Genomic DNA, 16270 nt, shown 5'->3' with positions numbered 1-16270 from the left:
AATCAAGCTATTGCGCGGTAGCAGTGACCAGCCATTGTTGAATGGCCGCCAGTTCGGTGGCGACATCCGGGCCGTAATCTTCATACTGGTGACCACCGCTTTTGGCATACCAGTACTTGCTATTCCAGCTATCGCCTTCAATTTTATGCAGCACAGCATGTATCCAGTTCGCCGTGCTGTCACTGTAATCCTGCGCGATATTGTGGGCCGCGTCCCAGTCGCCAGCTTGCGCCAGCGCCACAGCCTCAAGTAAGTGCTCCCTGTTAGACATTCACGGGGTACTCAATGGTCCCCTTCTGGATGAATTCGATTTTATAACCGTCCGGATCTTCGATAAACGCGATGACTATCGTACCGTGCTTCATCGGACCGGCTTCGCGCACCACTTTGCCACCCTTGGCTTTCACCAGCTCACAGGCCTTGTAGGCATCATCGACCTCAATTGCCATATGGCCATAAGCGCCGCCCATTTCATAAGCGGTTTTGCCATAGTTGTATGTGAGTTCCAGCACGGTGTTGTCATACTCATTGCCATAGCCGACAAACGCCAACGTAAATTCACCATCTGGATAATCCTGGGTACGGATCAGCTTCATGCCCAGCACACCGGTATAAAAATCAATCGAACGTTGCAAATCACCTACGCGCAACATGGTATGTAATACTCGCATTATTGACTCCTTGAGATCCTGGTAACTTCAGTTTTAATTTTAGGTTTTAATTTTGGTTCTAATCATGGATGTGCAGTGATGCGCACATACTTTTCCATCAGCTGCTCCGGTGTTTCGCGCCGGTCAGGGTCGAGTGGGATGCAGCTGATAGGACACACCTGCTGGCATTGTGGTTTATCGTAATGTCCAACACATTCCGTGCACAAGTCAGGGTTGATTTCATAAATCTCTGCGCCTTGCGAAATGGCCTCATTCGGGCACACCGGCTCGCAGACATCGCAGTTAATACATTCGTCGGTAATAAATAAAGCCATGACTCTTTAAAAATAAGGGATTCTCTATCTGGCAAAGCGTTAAGCAGCAGCCAGTTTTTGCTTGATCGCAACTTCGACGCCTGGCGACACAAACTGGTTCACATCGCCACCCAAACGCGCCACTTCGCGCACCAGGCTGGAAGAAATAAACATAAACTCTTCAGCCGGTGTCATAAACAGGGTTTCCAGTTTGGGATACAATTTGCGGTTCATGCCTGCCAGTTGAAATTCGTACTCAAAATCACTGGCAGCCCGCAAACCACGAATCACCATCTGCCCGCCCTGTGCCTGCACAAACTGCATCAGCAAGCCATCAAACCCCACCACGCGGATATTGCCACCATGAAACACAGACTCAGCCAACGCCACGCGCTCTGGCAGGCTGAACAAGGTCTGCTTGCTGGTGCTGCCCGCGACCGCCACAATCACTTCATCAAACAGATTGGCGGCTCTACGCACAATATCTTCATGCCCCAATGTAATCGGATCAAACGTCCCCGGATACACTGCCACTCTGGTTTTACTCATGCACCTTTACCCCGAATATTTTTTTAAGGTGTTCCTGACCTATGCTTGCGCTAGCTGCAACAGATGGTAAAACACCTGCCCGGCCTTGCCGGACTTGATCACTTGCCAGTCCGAGTCAGATTTTAACGCATATTCCGCTTCCACATATAGCAAACCATCGTCGGCCAGGTGGCTGGCCAACTGCGGCAACAACTTATCCAGCCACTGTTTATGGTAGGGTGGATCGCAGAAAATCACATCAAAACGCTGTTTGTTTTGTGCCAGAAACTGCAAGGCATCCATCTGCCGGATATCGGCCTGCGTGGCCCCCAGCAAACGCTGGTTTTGCAGCAAGGCCTGTAATGGTGCTTTGGCCAGCTCCAGCATGGTGGCCTGCCTGGCATTGCGTGACAAAGCCTCAAAGCCCAAAGCCCCGGTGCCAGCAAATAAATCCAGGCAGGTTTTACCTGTCAGGTCCTGGCCTAACCAGTTAAACAAGGTCTGGCGCACACGGTCAGAGGTCGGGCGCAGTCCTTCTGCGTCTGGAAATTTAAGTACGCGGCTACGCCAAATGCCTGCATTCAGTCGAACTTGATTCATGAATATGGTTCTATTCGTTAGCAACAACAAAGCATGATTATAAAGGCGTTCAAGGGTTCAGCCACATTTACATGGATATCCATGCAAATGGATCGTGCTATGATTCACGGCAATTCACAAAGGAAAACAGCATGGAATTTTTATTGGGGTTTGGCATACTGGGCAGCCTGATTGCACTGGCACTGGGATTATTTTGGGTTTGGATGCTGGTGGACTGCCTGGCCAACCAGAGCGAAGACAAACTGGTCTGGTTTCTGGTCATTTTCTTCCTCAATCTGCTGGGTGCATTTTTATACTACCTGCTGGCGCGTAAGAAACGCCTCGCCTGATACACCGTAATAAAAAAGCCGACCACATGGTCGGCTTTTTTGCTATTCAGCCCCGACAATGACGGTGGCAAAACTTTCCGGATGAATACGCCGCTTAAAGGCATCATTGACCTGCTGCACGGTCACTTGGGCCACATGGTCGTTAAAGCTATCCAGGTAATCCAGAGGCAGCTGGTAAAAACCTATCATATTCAGGTATTCCAGAATCTTGCTATTGCTGTCTATGCGCAACGGAAAACCGCCAATCAGGTTATCCTTGGCCGCCGCCAGCTCTTTTTCCGTCACGCCTTTATCTACAAATTGCTGCACCGTTTCTTTCACCAGCTTGAGCGCTTCATCAGCCTGCTCCTTTTTGGTTTGCAAGCCAATCTGGAACGGGCCTAACTGGCTCATCGGCATAAAGTAGCTGTACACACTGTAGGCCAAGCCACGTTTCTCGCGCACCTCTTCAGTCAGGCGTGAAACAAAACCGCCACCACCCAGAATATAGTTACCCACATATAAAGGGAAAAAATCCGCATCGCCGCGTTTATTGCCGGGCTGCCCCAGCAGAATATGCGCCTGCACCGCCGGATGCGGTATTTTTTTCACGCTGGCCGAGGCAGGTGCCGTCACAGGCAGCACCGGGGCTACTGCAGGCCCTTGTGGCAAACCGGCACTCAAGCGCGCGGCAATCTGCTTGGCTTGCTCAATGGTCAAATCGCCCATCATGGCGATCACTGCAGACTTGGCTGTGTAATAGGTTTGGTAAAACTGGCGTAACTGCGCCGCCGTTAGCGACTGCACGGTGGAGATTTCACCGTTTTGATCCAGGCTGTAAGGATGCATGCCATACACGGACTGCATAAACGCTTTTTGCGCGATACTGTCAGGCTCGGTTTCAGCCTCCTGCAAAGCAGCAACAATACGTGCCTGCTCACGCGCAAGCACCGCCTGCGGAAAATCTGGTTTGTGCAAAACCAGTACAAATGCATCCAGCGCAGCCTGCTGCTCACTGGTCAATGTACGCAATTTAAAACTGGCGCGGTCAGCGTCAAAGCTGCCACCCAGCACGGCACCAATATCCGCAAAACGATTGGTCAGCGCCTCCTCTTCCAACCCACCAGCGACCAATGCCATCAAATGATGCGTGACCGCCGCGGTGCCGCCAGTTTCAGGGTTGTCATACGCGCTACCCGCGCGAAAATTAATGCTGACATCCATCATGGGCAGTGAGTGGTTTTCAACAAAATACACTTCACTGCCTTCTGCTGTCGTCCAGTGCTGGATGTTCAGGGCGGCCAGGACATTGGCTGCATAGCTTTGCAACACCAGTGCCAGTAAGGCCACTTTTAAAAAACCAATTACGTTCATGCTGTTCCTTGATTCGCCTGTCGTGCAGGCGCATTAAATTAAATCAGTAAAAATAAACTAGTGCTGATGCGGACGACCAACGGGTTTCTGGTCGGCTGTCATCGGTTGCGGATCCAGGCTGACCAGGGTCAGTTGATCCGGCAACAAATACTTCTTAGCCACTGCCTGCACTTGCTCAGACGTCACGGCCTGCACCCTGGCAGCATTGCTTTGCAATAATGACAAGGGATAATGCATGGTTTCGAGTTGCCCGATTTGCATGGCCTGATAGAACACCGAGTCGCGTTTATACACATCTGCCGCAATCACGGCGGCTTTCACGCGGTGCAACTCAGCCGCAGTCACGCCGTTATTCTTGAGTTCATCGATTTGCGCCCAAATGGCCTTGATCAATGCCTCCTGCGACACGCCATCACTCGGCGAAGCCGCGACCTCAAAGGTCGAGGTCTGGCCACGGTTCGTGCTGTCATAAGCGGTATCAATTTCCAGGGCAATCGCCTGCTCGCGTACCAGTTTCTGGTTCAGGCGCGAAGCACCGTTGCCACTTAAAATGCTAGACAGCACTTCCAGCGCATAAGGCTCCCAGTCCTGTTCGCTATAGACTTCGCCATTCTTGAGGGCGGGCGCATGAAAGCCCATCACAAAATATGGCAGTTTGGCCGGGGCTTTGACAATGGCGCGTCGCTCGCCCAATTGCACAGGCTCTACTTGTGGTTTACGTGCGGGCAAGGTTTTTGCAGCCAGTTTGCCAAAGTTTTTCTCAGCCAGCGCAAACACGTCCTGCGCCTTGACATCGCCGACAACGACAATGGTCGCGTTGTTGGGGGCATACCAGGTGCGATACCACTCACGCGCATCGGCGGCGGTCATATTTTCCAGGTCATTCATAAAACCCACCACCGGCCGCCCATAAGGATGCGCCCGGTACACAGAAGCCTCAAACTGCTCATTCACACGTGATTGCGGCTTGTCTTCAGTACGCCAGCGCCGCTCTTCTTTCACCACTTCAATCTCTTTGGCAAACTCTGCGTCAGCGATTTGCAAATTGGCCATGCGGTCAGCTTCCAGCTTAAAAGAGAGTGGCAATCTGGACTTCTCCAGTTGCTGGAAATAACAGGTGTAATCTTTGCTGGTAAACGCATTTTCCTTACCACCTGCCGCAGCCACCTGGCGCGAGAACTGCCCGGCCGGGACTTTTTGCGTGCCCTTGAACATCATATGCTCCAGCACATGCGCCACCCCGGTTTTGCCATTCACCTCGTCCAAAGAACCTGCGCGATACCACACTTGCGACACCACCACCGGCGCCCTGTGGTCTTCCTGCACAATGACTTTCAGGCCATTTTTGAGGGTCGTTTGCACAATCTCGGCATGCCCCGGTAAGGCATAACTGCTGATCAGCGCAGCCAGCAAGCTTGGACGCATTAAATGCCGCGCTAAATTGATTGATGTTTTCATGTTGTCCAGATTCACAAAGAGAAGGAAAATAAAAGGATTCAAAAAAGTATTGTTTGAGACCAGCCAGCGCCTGGGTTAGTTCTAGCATCTAGATGATGATCCCTGGCAACAGCCGCGACCTGCGCCTAATCGTGGCAGGAAACGTCGATTCAGCTTAAAATACCGATATTACCGAGTTTTAAGCCGCCATGTTCAATCCTTTTGCTAAAAAAACCGAGCCCGTCACGCCCCCCGCAACAGAAGCCACCAGCCTGAGCTGGACGCAGCGCTTAAAAAACGGCCTGGCCAAAACACGCCAGCAGTTGGGCGGGCAACTGAGTGCCCTGTTTGGCGGCGGCAAGATTGATGAAGCCATTTACGAGGAGCTGGAAACCATCCTGCTCACTTCCGACGTCGGTGTAAACGCCACGCAATACTTGCTGGAACAACTGCGCAACCGGGTCAAAAAACAGGATTTGCAAGACACCATTGCGTTAAAACAAGCGCTCAAAGACACCTTACTTGATCTGCTGTCTCCATTAGAAGCACCGCTTGATGTCAGCGCCCATCGTCCTTATGTCATGATGATGGTCGGCGTGAATGGCGCAGGCAAGACCACCACCATCGGCAAACTGGCTAAATACCTGCAAGCGCAAGGCCATAGTGTGCTGATTGCGGCAGGCGATACCTTCCGTGCCGCCGCGCGCGAGCAATTGCAGGTATGGGGCGAGCGCAACGATGTGCATGTGGTTGCCTCAGAAAGTGGTGACCCGGCTGCCGTGATTTATGATGCGGTCAATTCTGCCATCGCTAAAAAAATCGACGTGGTAATTGCCGACACGGCCGGTCGCCTGCCAACACAATTACACCTGATGGATGAAATCAAGAAAGTGCAACGCGTCATCGACAAGGCATTGCCTGGCGCACCGCACGAAATTTTGCTGGTGCTGGATGCCAACACAGGCCAGAATGCCGTCAATCAGCTCAAAGCGTTCAATGAGGCGTTAGGCGTCACAGGCCTGGCCTTAACTAAACTGGACGGCACGGCCAAAGGTGGCGTGATTGCAGCCATTGCCCACCTCAGCCAGCAATCTGCCAATAAGATTCCGGTACGCTTTATTGGCGTGGGTGAAAGTATTGATGACTTGCGCCCATTTAATGCCAATGACTTTATTGATGCCCTGATTGATGACTAGCCATGACAGTGTTTAAACTATGATTGTTTTTAATAATGTCAGCATGCGCTATCCCAATAGCGCGCATTTATTCCGCCAGGTCAGCTTTAGCATAGACAAAGGCGATTTTGTGCTGGTCACCGGCCACTCTGGCGCGGGTAAAAGTACCCTGCTCAAACTCATGGCGGGCATAGAATTACCTTCCAGCGGGCATATCCTGATCAACCAGCAGGACATCAGCCAGTTGCACCCGAATGCTGTACCTTACCTGCGCCGTCGTTTTGGCCTGGTGTTCCAGGACCACAAATTGCTGTATGACCGTAACAGTTTTGACAATGTCGCCCTGCCACTGAGCATACAGGGCATTACCGGTGAAGAAGCCGCGCGCCGCGTGCGTGCTGCGCTGGATAAAGTCGGCTTGCTGAATAAAGAAAAAGCCATGCCGATTACGCTTTCCGGCGGTGAGCAACAACGCTTGGCCATTGCGCGCGCGGTCGTCAGCCGCCCTTCGATTGTCATTGCGGACGAACCTACAGGCGGACTGGATCAAGCCGCCTCACTGGAAATCATGCAGTTGCTCAAAGCCTTTAACGATGTCGGCGTGACCGTGGTGATTGCCATGCATGACGTGAGCCAGGTCAGCACCATCGCCTATCGCACCTTGCATATCGACCAGCAAACCATCAGCGCCATGCCTGCGCAAACGGCAATGTTATGAGTGCCACCTTTATGAGTGCTACGTTAACGAGAATAAGTGCATGAAAAACTGGCTCAATCAACACGCGCTGGCCATAGATCTGGTCCTGCAGCGCTTAAAAAGTCACTGGCTGAATACGCTTACCATCTGCATGGTGATCGGCATCACCGCCACCCTGCCCGGCCTGCTGTTTGTCGGTCTGGATAACCTGCAAGATATGTCGCGCTCAATTAAACAGGATGCGCAAATCAGCGCCTTCCTCAAGTCATCCACCAATGCCAACCTGATCCAGCGCCTGATTAACGACGTCCAGGCCTTGCCGCAAGTCAAAGAGGTGCGTTACGTGCCCAAGGAAGATGCGATCAAGCAGCTGGGCGCGCAGTTTTTGCAAAAAGACCTGCTCGTAGACCTGCCACAAAACCCGCTACCCGATGCATTGTTTATCACCCTGACGGACACGCAACCTGCTTCAGTCAAACCGGTGCAGGACTTGCTGCAAAAACGCGGAGAGGTCGAAGAGCTAGTCATCGACAGCGTCTGGATTGAGCGCCTGCATTCCATGCTGGTGTTGGGCAAACGCATTGCTATCATTTTTGCCAGTCTGCTTGGCATCGCCATGATCACCGTCATCAGCAACACCGTGCGCATGCAAGTGCTCACGCACGAAGCCGAAATCGAAGTCAGCCGCCTGATTGGTGCTACCCACAGCTTTATCCGCCGTCCGTTTTTATATATGGGAGGCGCTTACGGGCTGGGGGGTGGCCTGATTGCCATCGTCCTATTATTCATGATTGTGTGGAACCTGAGACAACCGGTGCAACTGCTGGCAAACAATTACCAAAGCAATTTTCACTTGGTGTTCCACCTGTTTAATGTGGGCGGACTGATGCTGCTCACCACCATTGCGATTGGTTGGATTGCGGCGTTTATTGCATTGACGCAGAAGCGCTAAGATCGATCTATTTCGCCTCTCGGCGACCATTCTTTCTTATGCTTGTCCATAAGAAAGAAGGCAAAGAACAAGACACCCCAGCTTCCGCTTGTTTCCTGCGCTACTCCGGTTGCCGGGCGTCCATCGAAACTCGCCCTGACAAGCCACACAAGGCGTGGCTTGTTGCGGAACTCGGACAGCCGATGGCCGAAAACTCCCGCCAACCCTGCGTTGCTCGGCGCGGCAGATGGGGACCCCGGAAACCAAGTGAGCGCAACGTTTGATAATTTAAATAAACGAATCTGGTTTTCAAACCTTCCGAACTTCAACTATATGGGTTTGGCGAGATAGATCCCATTCCATCATGCTGAGTAGCGGAGACAAAACAAGGGAGAAGGGAGCGACTGTTTGAGCTCCGCGGCAGCTTGCGCAGTGTGCAAGCTGCTAGGGCGAGTTTCGTGACCGCTTGTTTTGTTGAGCAACGCAAGGGAGCCGAAGGCCGTGATGGCTGGGTGCCCTCTTCTTTGGTTACTTTCTGGGGGGCAAGCACCAGAAAGTGACTCGCCGAGAGGCGAAAAAGAACGTCAACTCTAATCACTGCGAAACGTAATTCGGTCCGCTACCGCCCTCTGGTGGCACCCAGTTAATATTTTGTGTTGGGTCTTTAATATCGCAGGTTTTGCAATGAATGCAGTTCTGCGCATTGATCTGCAAGGCTTTTTCACCGGCCTGCTCAACAAACTCATACACCCCAGCCGGGCAATAGCGCTGCTCTGGCCCAGCGTAACGCGGCAAGTTCACACGTACCGGCATATCGGCCACGCCCAGTTTCAAGTGGCAGGGTTGATGATCATCATGCGCAATATTGCATAAACTGACCGAACTGAGCTTATCAAACGTCAGCACGCCATCGGGTTTGGCGTAGACCGGCTGACGGCTTTGTGATGCCTCCGCCAGCGTGGCGTGGTCGGCGTAATTGTGTTTGAGCGTCCACGGCAAACTGATATTCCAGTTCGCCAGCCACATCTCAGCACCACCCAGCACAGTGCCTGCCCAAGTACCCCAGCGGGACAAATACGGTTTGACATTGCGCACAGCATACAACTCTTGCCATACCCAAGAAGCACGTAGTTTTTGCACATAACTGGTCAACACTTCCGGGCTACCCTGTGCAACAGCTTCAAAGACAGCTTCCGCCGCCAGCATGCCGGATTTCATGGCGTAATGCGTGCCCTTGATTTTAGGCACATTGACCAGGCCCGCGCTGCAGCCCAGCAAAGCACCTCCCGGGAAGGCCATTTCCGGCAACGATTGCACGCCACCTTCAGAAATCGCGCGTGCGCCATAGCTCAGGCGTTTGCCATCCTGCAATAAAGCCTTGAGTTTGGGATGTGTTTTATAGGTCTGGAACACATCAAACGGGGACAAATAAGGATTACGGTAATCCAGGTGCACCACGTAACCGACGGATACCAGGTTCTCACCATGGTGATAAATAAAACCACCGCCACCGGTACTGGCATCCAGCGGCCAGCCCAAGGTGTGCTCAATCAGGCCTTTCTGGTGTAACTCAGGCTTCACGCGCCAGACTTCCTTGAAGCCAATGCCATATTTGGCCGGGCTGGAGGCGGCACGCAAGCCGTAACGTGCTTCCAGCTGCTTGGTCAATGAACCGCGTGTACCTTCAGCCACCAGCGTGTATTTGGCGCGAATTTCGATGCCTGGCGTGTAATTCGCCGTTGGTTCACCCTGTTTGTCCAGGCCCATATCGCCGGTAATCACGCCTACCATGCGGCCATGTTCGTCATAGCTGGGCGATTGCGCAGAAAAGCCGGTATAAATTTCTACCCCCAGCGCTTCTGCCTGGCCGGCCAGCCAGCGGCAGACTTCGCCCAGGCTGATGATGTAATTACCATGATTACCCATGAGCGGCGGCAAGGCCCACTCAGGCATGTCCCAGGCTTTTTCTTCGCCGAGTACCACAAAGGTATCTTTATTCACAGGCGTATTCAACGGCGCACCTAAGGCTTGCCAGTCTGGAAACAGCTCCTGCAAGGCTTTCGGGTCCAGCACGGCACCAGAGAAAATATGGCTGCCGACTTCGGCACCTTTCTCCAGCACACACACGCCCAACTCCTGGCCTTGTGCTTGTGCCAATTGTTTGAGACGGATGGCGGCCGACAAGCCCGCCGGGCCTGCCCCAACCACCAGCACATCATATTCCATGACATCTCTGTCCATACTTCCTCCTCCGTCAGGCAATCGCCGGAATATCGATCAGGTCGCTACGCGTCGCCCCTTGGGTGAACGCCTGGCAAAATGCCAGGAACTGACGGATGCCACCGGTCTGATATTTCTGCCTGTGCCATAAAAAATAAAAATTGCGGTGAAACTGCAAACTGTGGTTCTCAATCGGCACCAGGCTACCGCGCCTGAATGCGTCCTTGAGCGCCAGCCTTGAAATGCAGCCGATGCCAAGGCCGGACTCTACCGCGCGCTTGATCGCCTCGGTGTGCTCCAGCTCCAGCGTAATATTGAGCCGCGAATAATCCTGCTTGAACGCGCGGTCAAACGTCTCGCGCGTGCCAGAACCCTTTTCACGGACGATCCACGGTTGCAGCAATAAATCTGACTTGTGGATGGTTTTACCGGTTTGCGCAATCTGTGCCAGCGGGTGCGTGGGTGCCGCAAAAATCACCAGTTCGTCGGCAATCCAGGGCGCAACAGCAATATCCGGGTGGTTGCACTCGCCCTCAATCATACCTAAATCCAGGGTATGATTTGCAATTTGCTCGACAATGGTACGCGTGTTTTGCACCTGCAACTGGATGTGGCTTTGTGGATATTGTTGCAGAAATTTGGCCACCAGCAAGGTCACCAGGTAATTACCCACGGTCAGCGTCGCCCCAATCTTCAGGTTGCCATAGCCTTGCTGGCCTTGCAGCATGCGCTCGATTTCACGCGCCCGGTCGAGTAACTCCACGGCTTTTGGCAACAATTGTTGCCCGGCCTCATTAATACGTAATGACTTGCCGACACGGTCAAATAACTGGATATCAAACTGCTTTTCCAGCTCAATCAGCGCCGTACTGGCGGCAGATTGTGACAAGGCAAGTTGATCGCAGGCGCGTGACACACTGCCAGCGCGACTGATCGCGACAAAAATCTCCAGCTGTCTAAGTGTGTACTTCATTGCAGGGTAAGGGATTACGCGACATTTGCGCCGCGTCAAAATCAATCTACAAAATAGATATATAATATTATAATAATCAATTTAATAAATATTACAAGCTGGCTTAAAATGCTCGGTTACGAGTAAAACCCCAACAAAGGCAAACGTTTTATGAAAGCACTGGTAGCGATCAAACGGGTCGTTGATTATAACATCCAAGTCCGCGTCAAAGCGGATGGCTCAAATGTGGATATTGATGGCGTCAAAATGGGCGTCAATCCGTTTGATGAAAACGCGATTGAAGAGGCGATCCGCCTCAAGGAAAAAGGCATTGTGACTGAAATTGTTGCCGTCACCATTGGTGGCGCTGCCAACCAGGACATCCTGCGCCATGCCTTGGCCATGGGCGCTGACCGTGCCATGTTGATTGAAACGTCAGACACTTTGCACTCATTAGGCGTCGCCAAGGTATTAAAAGCCGTGGTTGAGCGCGAACAGCCCAAGCTGATTTTGCTGGGCAAACAGGCGATTGATGATGATGCAGGCCAAACTGGCCAGATGCTGGCGGCGTTGTTGAAACTGCCACAAGCCACCTATGCGTCACAAATCACGATCGAGGGTGACCAAGCGACCGTGGTGCGCGAAATTGATGGCGGCACAGAAACATTAGCCGTCAGCCTGCCCGCCGTGATTACTGCCGACCTGCGCCTGAATGAGCCACGCTACGTCAAACTGCCTAACCTGATGATGGCCAGAAAGAAACCCCTGGAAAATGTACCACTGGATTCCCTGAACGTCTCCCTCACGCACAATGTGCAACAGCTCAAAGTGGCCGCACCGCCAGAGCGCCCTGCCGGCATCATGGTGAAAGACGTGAATGAGTTATTGAGCAAACTGCGTGCGCACGAAGGGATCATTGCATGAGAACACTGATTATTGCCGAACACAACGGCCAGCATTTGAATGAACAAGTCGCGCGTGCCGTGACCGCTGCCCAACAATGGCAACAACCGGTTGACGTGCTGATTGCCGCCGCACAGCCAGATGCATTGGCTGCACAAGCCGCTGCCTTGCAAGGCGTGAGCAGCGTATTGGTCGCCAGCGACGCAGCATTGCAACACCCTACCGCAGAACACCTGGCTGACATTATTGTGCCACTGGCTGCCAATTACACCGTGGTGCTGGCGGCGCACAGCGCTTTCAGCAAAAACGTGTTGCCACGTGTAGCCGCCCTATTGGACGTCAACATGCTGTCAGATGTGCTGGAAATTGTGAATGCCAATACTTATGTGCGTGGCATTTACGCAGGTAACGTACTGGCCACCGTGCAGAGCAGCGATGCGACACAAGTATTAACGGTACGCGGCAGCAAATTTGCAGCCGCTGCTGTGGGTGCGACTGCCGAAGTGAAAACGATCAGTGTGCCAGCAGCCCCACAAGGCAGCCGCTGGGTAGCCGAGGCGTTTAACAAATCCGAGCGTCCAGCACTGACTGCCGCTAAAGTGGTGGTTTCCGGTGGCCGCGCACTGGGCAGTGCTGATGCATTTGCTCAAGTCATTGCGCCATTGGCAGACAAACTGCATGCCGCGATTGGCGCCAGCCGTGCCGCGGTAGACGCAGGCTATGCGCCTAATGACCTGCAAGTGGGCCAGACTGGCGTGGTGGTTGCGCCTGAGCTATATATCGCTGTTGGTATTTCCGGTGCCATCCAACATGCTTACGGCATGAAAGATAGCAAGGTCGTTGTGGCCATTAACCAGGACCCGGAAGCGCAGATTTTCAAGATTGCAGACTATGGTCTGGTGGCTGATTTGTTTGAAGCAGTGCCACAATTGACAGCTGCGCTATAATAGCCTGTTAGAATAAACCCTTTAAATTCAAACCCTTTGCCTAGTCGCGAGTAAAAGATAAGACATGAGTAATAAAAAATATTCCACCGAAACGATTTTGAGCGTTCATCACTGGAACGACACCTTATTCAGCTTTAAGGCCACTCGCGACCCAGGTCTGCGTTTTGAAAATGGCCAGTTTGTGATGATTGGCATGGAAGTAGATGGCCTGCCACTGACACGTGCTTACAGTATTGCCAGCCCAAACTATGAAGAGCATCTGGAGTTTTTCAGCATTAAAGTGCCTAACGGCCCGCTGACTTCACGCCTGCAACACTTGAAAGTGGGCGACCCATTGCTGGTGAGCCGCAAGCCGACCGGCACCTTGGTCACACATGACTTGAAACCAGGTAAGAATCTGTACTTTTTCTCTACCGGTACCGGCCTGGCCCCATTTATGAGCCTGATCCAGGACATCGAAGTGTATGACCGTTTTGAAAAAGTCATCCTGATTCACGGCGTACGTTACGTCAATGAACTGGCCTATGAAGAATTCATCACCAAAGACTTACCGAATAACGAATTCTTTGGCGAAGAAGTGCGCAACAAACTGATTTACTACCCAACGGTGACACGCGAGCCGTTCAGAAACCAGGGCCGCCTGACTGACCTGGTGGAAAGTGGCAAACTGTTCGAAGACATTGGCTTGCCGCCATTGAACCCAGAAACAGACCGCGCCATGATTTGCGGTAGCCCAGCCATGTTGGTGGATACCGCTGCCATGCTGGATAAACGTGGCTTCAAGGTATCACCACGCATTGGTGAACTTGGCGACTACGTGATTGAAAAAGCGTTCGTAGAGAAGTAATCTCTTCAAGACTGGCTGTGATTGCAAGATCACAGCCATTTTTTCACTATTCGCGTTTTGCGTCCTTCATTCCTAGTGCTGCTATGATTGCCAGCGCAAACACCGCCGATAACAGCAAAAAGCCTTGCGCATAGGCTTCAAAAATCCCTGGCGTCACCATGCCAAACACACGTTCGCGCCACTCCATAAACACCGCCATCATGGTCACACCGACCACGCCGCCCAACTGCCTGGCGTAACTCACCACGACAGAAGACTGGCCTAACTGGTGCGGCTCCATTTCATGCAAGGTCGCCAGATTGAGTGCGGGTAAAATGAGGCCCAGGCCGATGCGGCCAACCACCGTTGCGGCCACAATATCCCAGTACTGCACCTGCCTGGCCGCCATCGCGAATACCAGGAATGAAGCACCGAACACCATTAGACCAGCCAGCGTGATTCGCTTAGGCGAGAAACGGTCTGCCATGCGTCCGGCAAACGGAATCGTTAGCACCAGCGCCAATCCGGAAGGCAGCAATAACAAACCCGCATCTGTGGCTGAATAAGCCATGGCGTTTTGCAGAAAGACTGGAATCAGGTAAGTCGACGCATACAAGCCAAAGCCATAAGCAAACGCCACTAGCGTGCCTCGACTGAAAGTGGGCCGGTTGAACAAGTGCAACTGGATAATGGCATGTGGCAACTGATGGGCATGGCGCAGGTAGCAGATCATGGACACCACAGTCAGCGTTGCCTGCCCCCAAGTCCAGGTGGATGCCAGCCCGCTATGGTGCAAACTGGAGACAAATTCGACCAGGCCGATGGTGGCGGCCGACAGCCAACCCAGGCCTGGCCAGTCAAACGGCTTGATGGGGTTCTTGCGCGGCGCAGGTAGCCAGCGCCACGCACACAATAATGCAAGGAGTGCAAACGGCACCCCGAGCAGAAAAATGGCATGCCAACCAAACTGGTCGAGTAACCAGCCACTGATAGACGGCGCAATTGCTGGCGTAAATGCGATCCCCACAATCAGAATGCCAGAGGCGCGCCCCTGGATATTGGGTGGGAACAAGCGCATCAGCGCCATGACGCCTAGCGGCTGTAACACTCCCGCCGCCAGGCCTTGCAGCAAGCGCGCAATCACCACCTCTACAAATGAGTGCGCATAAAAACCAGCTACGCTGGCGGCAATCAGCAGCCACAACGTAGTGATAAATACGCGACGCAGACCGAAACGCTCAAGCCACCACGCTGCAGGCAACATGCCTATGGTCATGGCCGCCAGAAATGCCGTCATCGCCCACTGTACGTGGTCTTGCCCCAAGTGAAAGGTATGTGTCAGCGCAGGTACCGCCACATTAAAACTGGACGTACACAAGACGCCCGCAATGGTGCCGACGCCGATAATAATCAGCACCATCCATTTATAACGGTCACCATAGCGCTGTGACAGCGCCTCAAACGAAAGAACTTGTGTATTAGCGTGCATGATGATTCACGGTTGTTGAGGAATGATTGTGATCTGATATCACGCTGACCATAGCATGCATTTTTTGCAGAGTCACCTGCTGAGACTGTGCAAAAAAAGCAGGGTTCATCTCGCCCCTCAACCCCAGCACCCTTCAGTGCTACAAAAAATCAAGCGCAAGCCTATGATTTATTTAAACAATATTCCATCCCACACCCACCATGCAGGCTGGCACTCTTATTGCAAAAAAGAACTTATTTGAACTGGGAGCCATTGTGAAACGTTTAATCATATACACCTGCCTGGCCTTGCTGACGCGCGCCGCTTTTGCCGATGAAGCCCTGGATAACGAACTTGCCAGCCTGCAACATGCCTGGGCAAAAGCCACCTACCAAACCAGCAAAGACCAGCAAGAAGCAGCGTTTAAAACCCTGACTGAACAGGCACACCAGCTAACGGCGAAAAACCCTGAAGCGAACGAAGCGCAGATATGGGAAGCCATCGTCCTCAGTGGTTACGCCAAAAGCATGGGGCCTTTACATCCAGTCAATGCCCTGAAAGCCGCCGAGCAGGCACGCGACTTATTACTCGCCAGCATCAAAACCAATCCACAGGCACTGAATGGCTCAGCCTATACCACACTAGGCTCCTTGTACTTCCGCGTACCGGGCTGGCCGATTGGTTTTGGCGACAAGAAAAAAGGCCGTGAATATCTGGAAAAAGCCCTGCAACTTAATCCAGCAGGCATAGACAGTAACTATTTCTACGCAGACTACCTACGCGCCCAGGGCGATTACAGCCAGGCCGTGACGTATTACCAAAAAGCCTTGCAGGCACCTGCCCGCCCTGGCCGAGAAGATGCCGATGCCGGTCGCAGACAGGATATCGAAGAAGGCCTGAAACTGGCGCAAAGCAAACTTAAATAAGATTGATCAATAGC

The 16270-nt window shown here is 52.7% G+C and carries 18 protein-coding genes; 8 read left to right on the top strand and 10 right to left on the bottom strand.

Annotated features, from left to right (window positions below):
- Positions 1 to 7 precede the first annotated feature (7 nt).
- From INP79_RS04170 to rsmD, 5 genes are all read right to left on the bottom strand, one after another.
- A complete protein-coding gene (locus INP79_RS04170) occupies positions 8 to 271 on the bottom strand; it encodes a hypothetical protein (protein WP_194753051.1) in 264 nt (87 codons plus the stop codon).
- On the bottom strand, positions 264 to 671 hold the full coding sequence (gene gloA / locus INP79_RS04165; protein ID WP_194753049.1) for a lactoylglutathione lyase: 408 nt from the start codon (positions 669 to 671) through the stop codon (positions 264 to 266). The genes INP79_RS04170 and gloA overlap by 8 nt, the downstream gene beginning before the upstream one ends.
- A 62-nt stretch (positions 672 to 733) precedes the next feature.
- Positions 734 to 985, bottom strand: a complete 252-nt coding sequence (locus INP79_RS04160) for a YfhL family 4Fe-4S dicluster ferredoxin (RefSeq protein ID WP_194753048.1) — start codon at positions 983 to 985, stop codon at positions 734 to 736.
- Positions 986 to 1024: 39 nt separating this feature from the next.
- Entirely contained in the window at positions 1025 to 1513 is a 489-nt protein-coding gene (gene coaD / locus INP79_RS04155) for a pantetheine-phosphate adenylyltransferase (RefSeq protein ID WP_194740703.1), read from the bottom strand.
- Between the two features lie 39 nt (positions 1514 to 1552).
- Positions 1553 to 2092, bottom strand: coding sequence for a 16S rRNA (guanine(966)-N(2))-methyltransferase RsmD (gene rsmD, locus INP79_RS04150; RefSeq protein WP_194753047.1), 540 nt, complete (start codon positions 2090 to 2092; stop codon positions 1553 to 1555).
- 131 nt (positions 2093 to 2223) lie between these two features.
- Here rsmD and INP79_RS04145 point away from each other — a divergent pair, with 131 nt between their 5' ends.
- The gene (locus INP79_RS04145; protein ID WP_194753046.1) at positions 2224 to 2421 is read left to right on the top strand and encodes a PLDc N-terminal domain-containing protein; all 198 of its coding nucleotides are present in this window, start codon (positions 2224 to 2226) and stop codon (positions 2419 to 2421) included.
- Between the two features lie 42 nt (positions 2422 to 2463).
- Here the strand turns inward: INP79_RS04145 and INP79_RS04140 are convergent, their stop codons facing one another.
- On the bottom strand, positions 2464 to 3774 hold the full coding sequence (locus INP79_RS04140; protein ID WP_194753045.1) for a pitrilysin family protein: 1311 nt from the start codon (positions 3772 to 3774) through the stop codon (positions 2464 to 2466).
- Between the two features lie 57 nt (positions 3775 to 3831).
- Entirely contained in the window at positions 3832 to 5232 is a 1401-nt protein-coding gene (locus INP79_RS04135) for a pitrilysin family protein (RefSeq protein ID WP_194753044.1), read from the bottom strand.
- Positions 5233 to 5420: 188 nt separating this feature from the next.
- On the opposite strand from INP79_RS04135, the gene ftsY reads away from it, so the two are divergent.
- Genes ftsY through ftsX form a run of 3 tightly spaced genes read left to right on the top strand, consistent with a single transcriptional unit; the run spans position 5421 to position 8035 of the window.
- Positions 5421 to 6407, top strand: a complete 987-nt coding sequence (gene ftsY / locus INP79_RS04130; protein WP_194753042.1) for a signal recognition particle-docking protein FtsY — start codon at positions 5421 to 5423, stop codon at positions 6405 to 6407.
- A gap of 19 nt (positions 6408 to 6426) precedes the next feature.
- Positions 6427 to 7104: a cell division ATP-binding protein FtsE gene (ftsE, locus tag INP79_RS04125; protein ID WP_194753041.1), complete on the top strand. Its 678-nt coding sequence runs from the start codon at positions 6427 to 6429 to the stop codon at positions 7102 to 7104.
- A gap of 40 nt (positions 7105 to 7144) precedes the next feature.
- Complete coding sequence (ftsX, locus tag INP79_RS04120; protein ID WP_194753039.1) at positions 7145 to 8035, top strand: permease-like cell division protein FtsX; 891 nt, start codon at positions 7145 to 7147, stop codon at positions 8033 to 8035.
- Between the two features lie 573 nt (positions 8036 to 8608).
- Here the strand turns inward: ftsX and INP79_RS04115 are convergent.
- Together INP79_RS04115 and INP79_RS04110 are read right to left on the bottom strand one after the other, a co-directional pair.
- Positions 8609 to 10255, bottom strand: a complete 1647-nt coding sequence (locus tag INP79_RS04115; RefSeq protein WP_194753038.1) for an electron transfer flavoprotein-ubiquinone oxidoreductase — start codon at positions 10253 to 10255, stop codon at positions 8609 to 8611.
- A gap of 13 nt (positions 10256 to 10268) precedes the next feature.
- The gene (locus tag INP79_RS04110) at positions 10269 to 11207 is read right to left on the bottom strand and encodes a LysR family transcriptional regulator (RefSeq protein WP_194753036.1); all 939 of its coding nucleotides are present in this window, start codon (positions 11205 to 11207) and stop codon (positions 10269 to 10271) included.
- Between the two features lie 150 nt (positions 11208 to 11357).
- Here INP79_RS04110 and INP79_RS04105 point away from each other — a divergent pair, with 150 nt between their 5' ends.
- The 3 genes from INP79_RS04105 to INP79_RS04095 all read left to right on the top strand — a co-directional run bounded on the left by INP79_RS04105 (position 11358) and on the right by INP79_RS04095 (position 13883).
- Entirely contained in the window at positions 11358 to 12110 is a 753-nt protein-coding gene (locus INP79_RS04105) for an electron transfer flavoprotein subunit beta/FixA family protein (RefSeq protein ID WP_194753035.1), read from the top strand.
- Entirely contained in the window at positions 12107 to 13036 is a 930-nt protein-coding gene (locus INP79_RS04100) for an FAD-binding protein (protein ID WP_194753034.1), read from the top strand. Before INP79_RS04105 ends, INP79_RS04100 begins: the two co-directional genes overlap by 4 nt.
- Positions 13037 to 13100: 64 nt before the next feature.
- Entirely contained in the window at positions 13101 to 13883 is a 783-nt protein-coding gene (locus tag INP79_RS04095) for a ferredoxin--NADP reductase (protein ID WP_019881630.1), read from the top strand.
- Between the two features lie 46 nt (positions 13884 to 13929).
- On the opposite strand, the gene INP79_RS04090 is transcribed toward INP79_RS04095, so the two are convergent.
- Positions 13930 to 15351, bottom strand: a complete 1422-nt coding sequence (locus INP79_RS04090; RefSeq protein WP_194753033.1) for a DHA2 family efflux MFS transporter permease subunit — start codon at positions 15349 to 15351, stop codon at positions 13930 to 13932.
- 254 nt (positions 15352 to 15605) lie between these two features.
- Between INP79_RS04090 and INP79_RS04085 the strand changes: the two genes are divergently transcribed.
- Positions 15606 to 16256: a hypothetical protein gene (locus INP79_RS04085; protein ID WP_370583224.1), complete on the top strand. Its 651-nt coding sequence runs from the start codon at positions 15606 to 15608 to the stop codon at positions 16254 to 16256.
- Positions 16257 to 16270: the final 14 nt, after the last annotated feature.

Source organism: Methylophilus sp. QUAN, assembly GCF_015354445.1.
Classification (GTDB): domain Bacteria; phylum Pseudomonadota; class Gammaproteobacteria; order Burkholderiales; family Methylophilaceae; genus Methylophilus.
The sequence above is the reverse complement of the archived record's forward strand: the minus strand, read 5'-3'. Positions and strand labels throughout refer to the sequence as shown.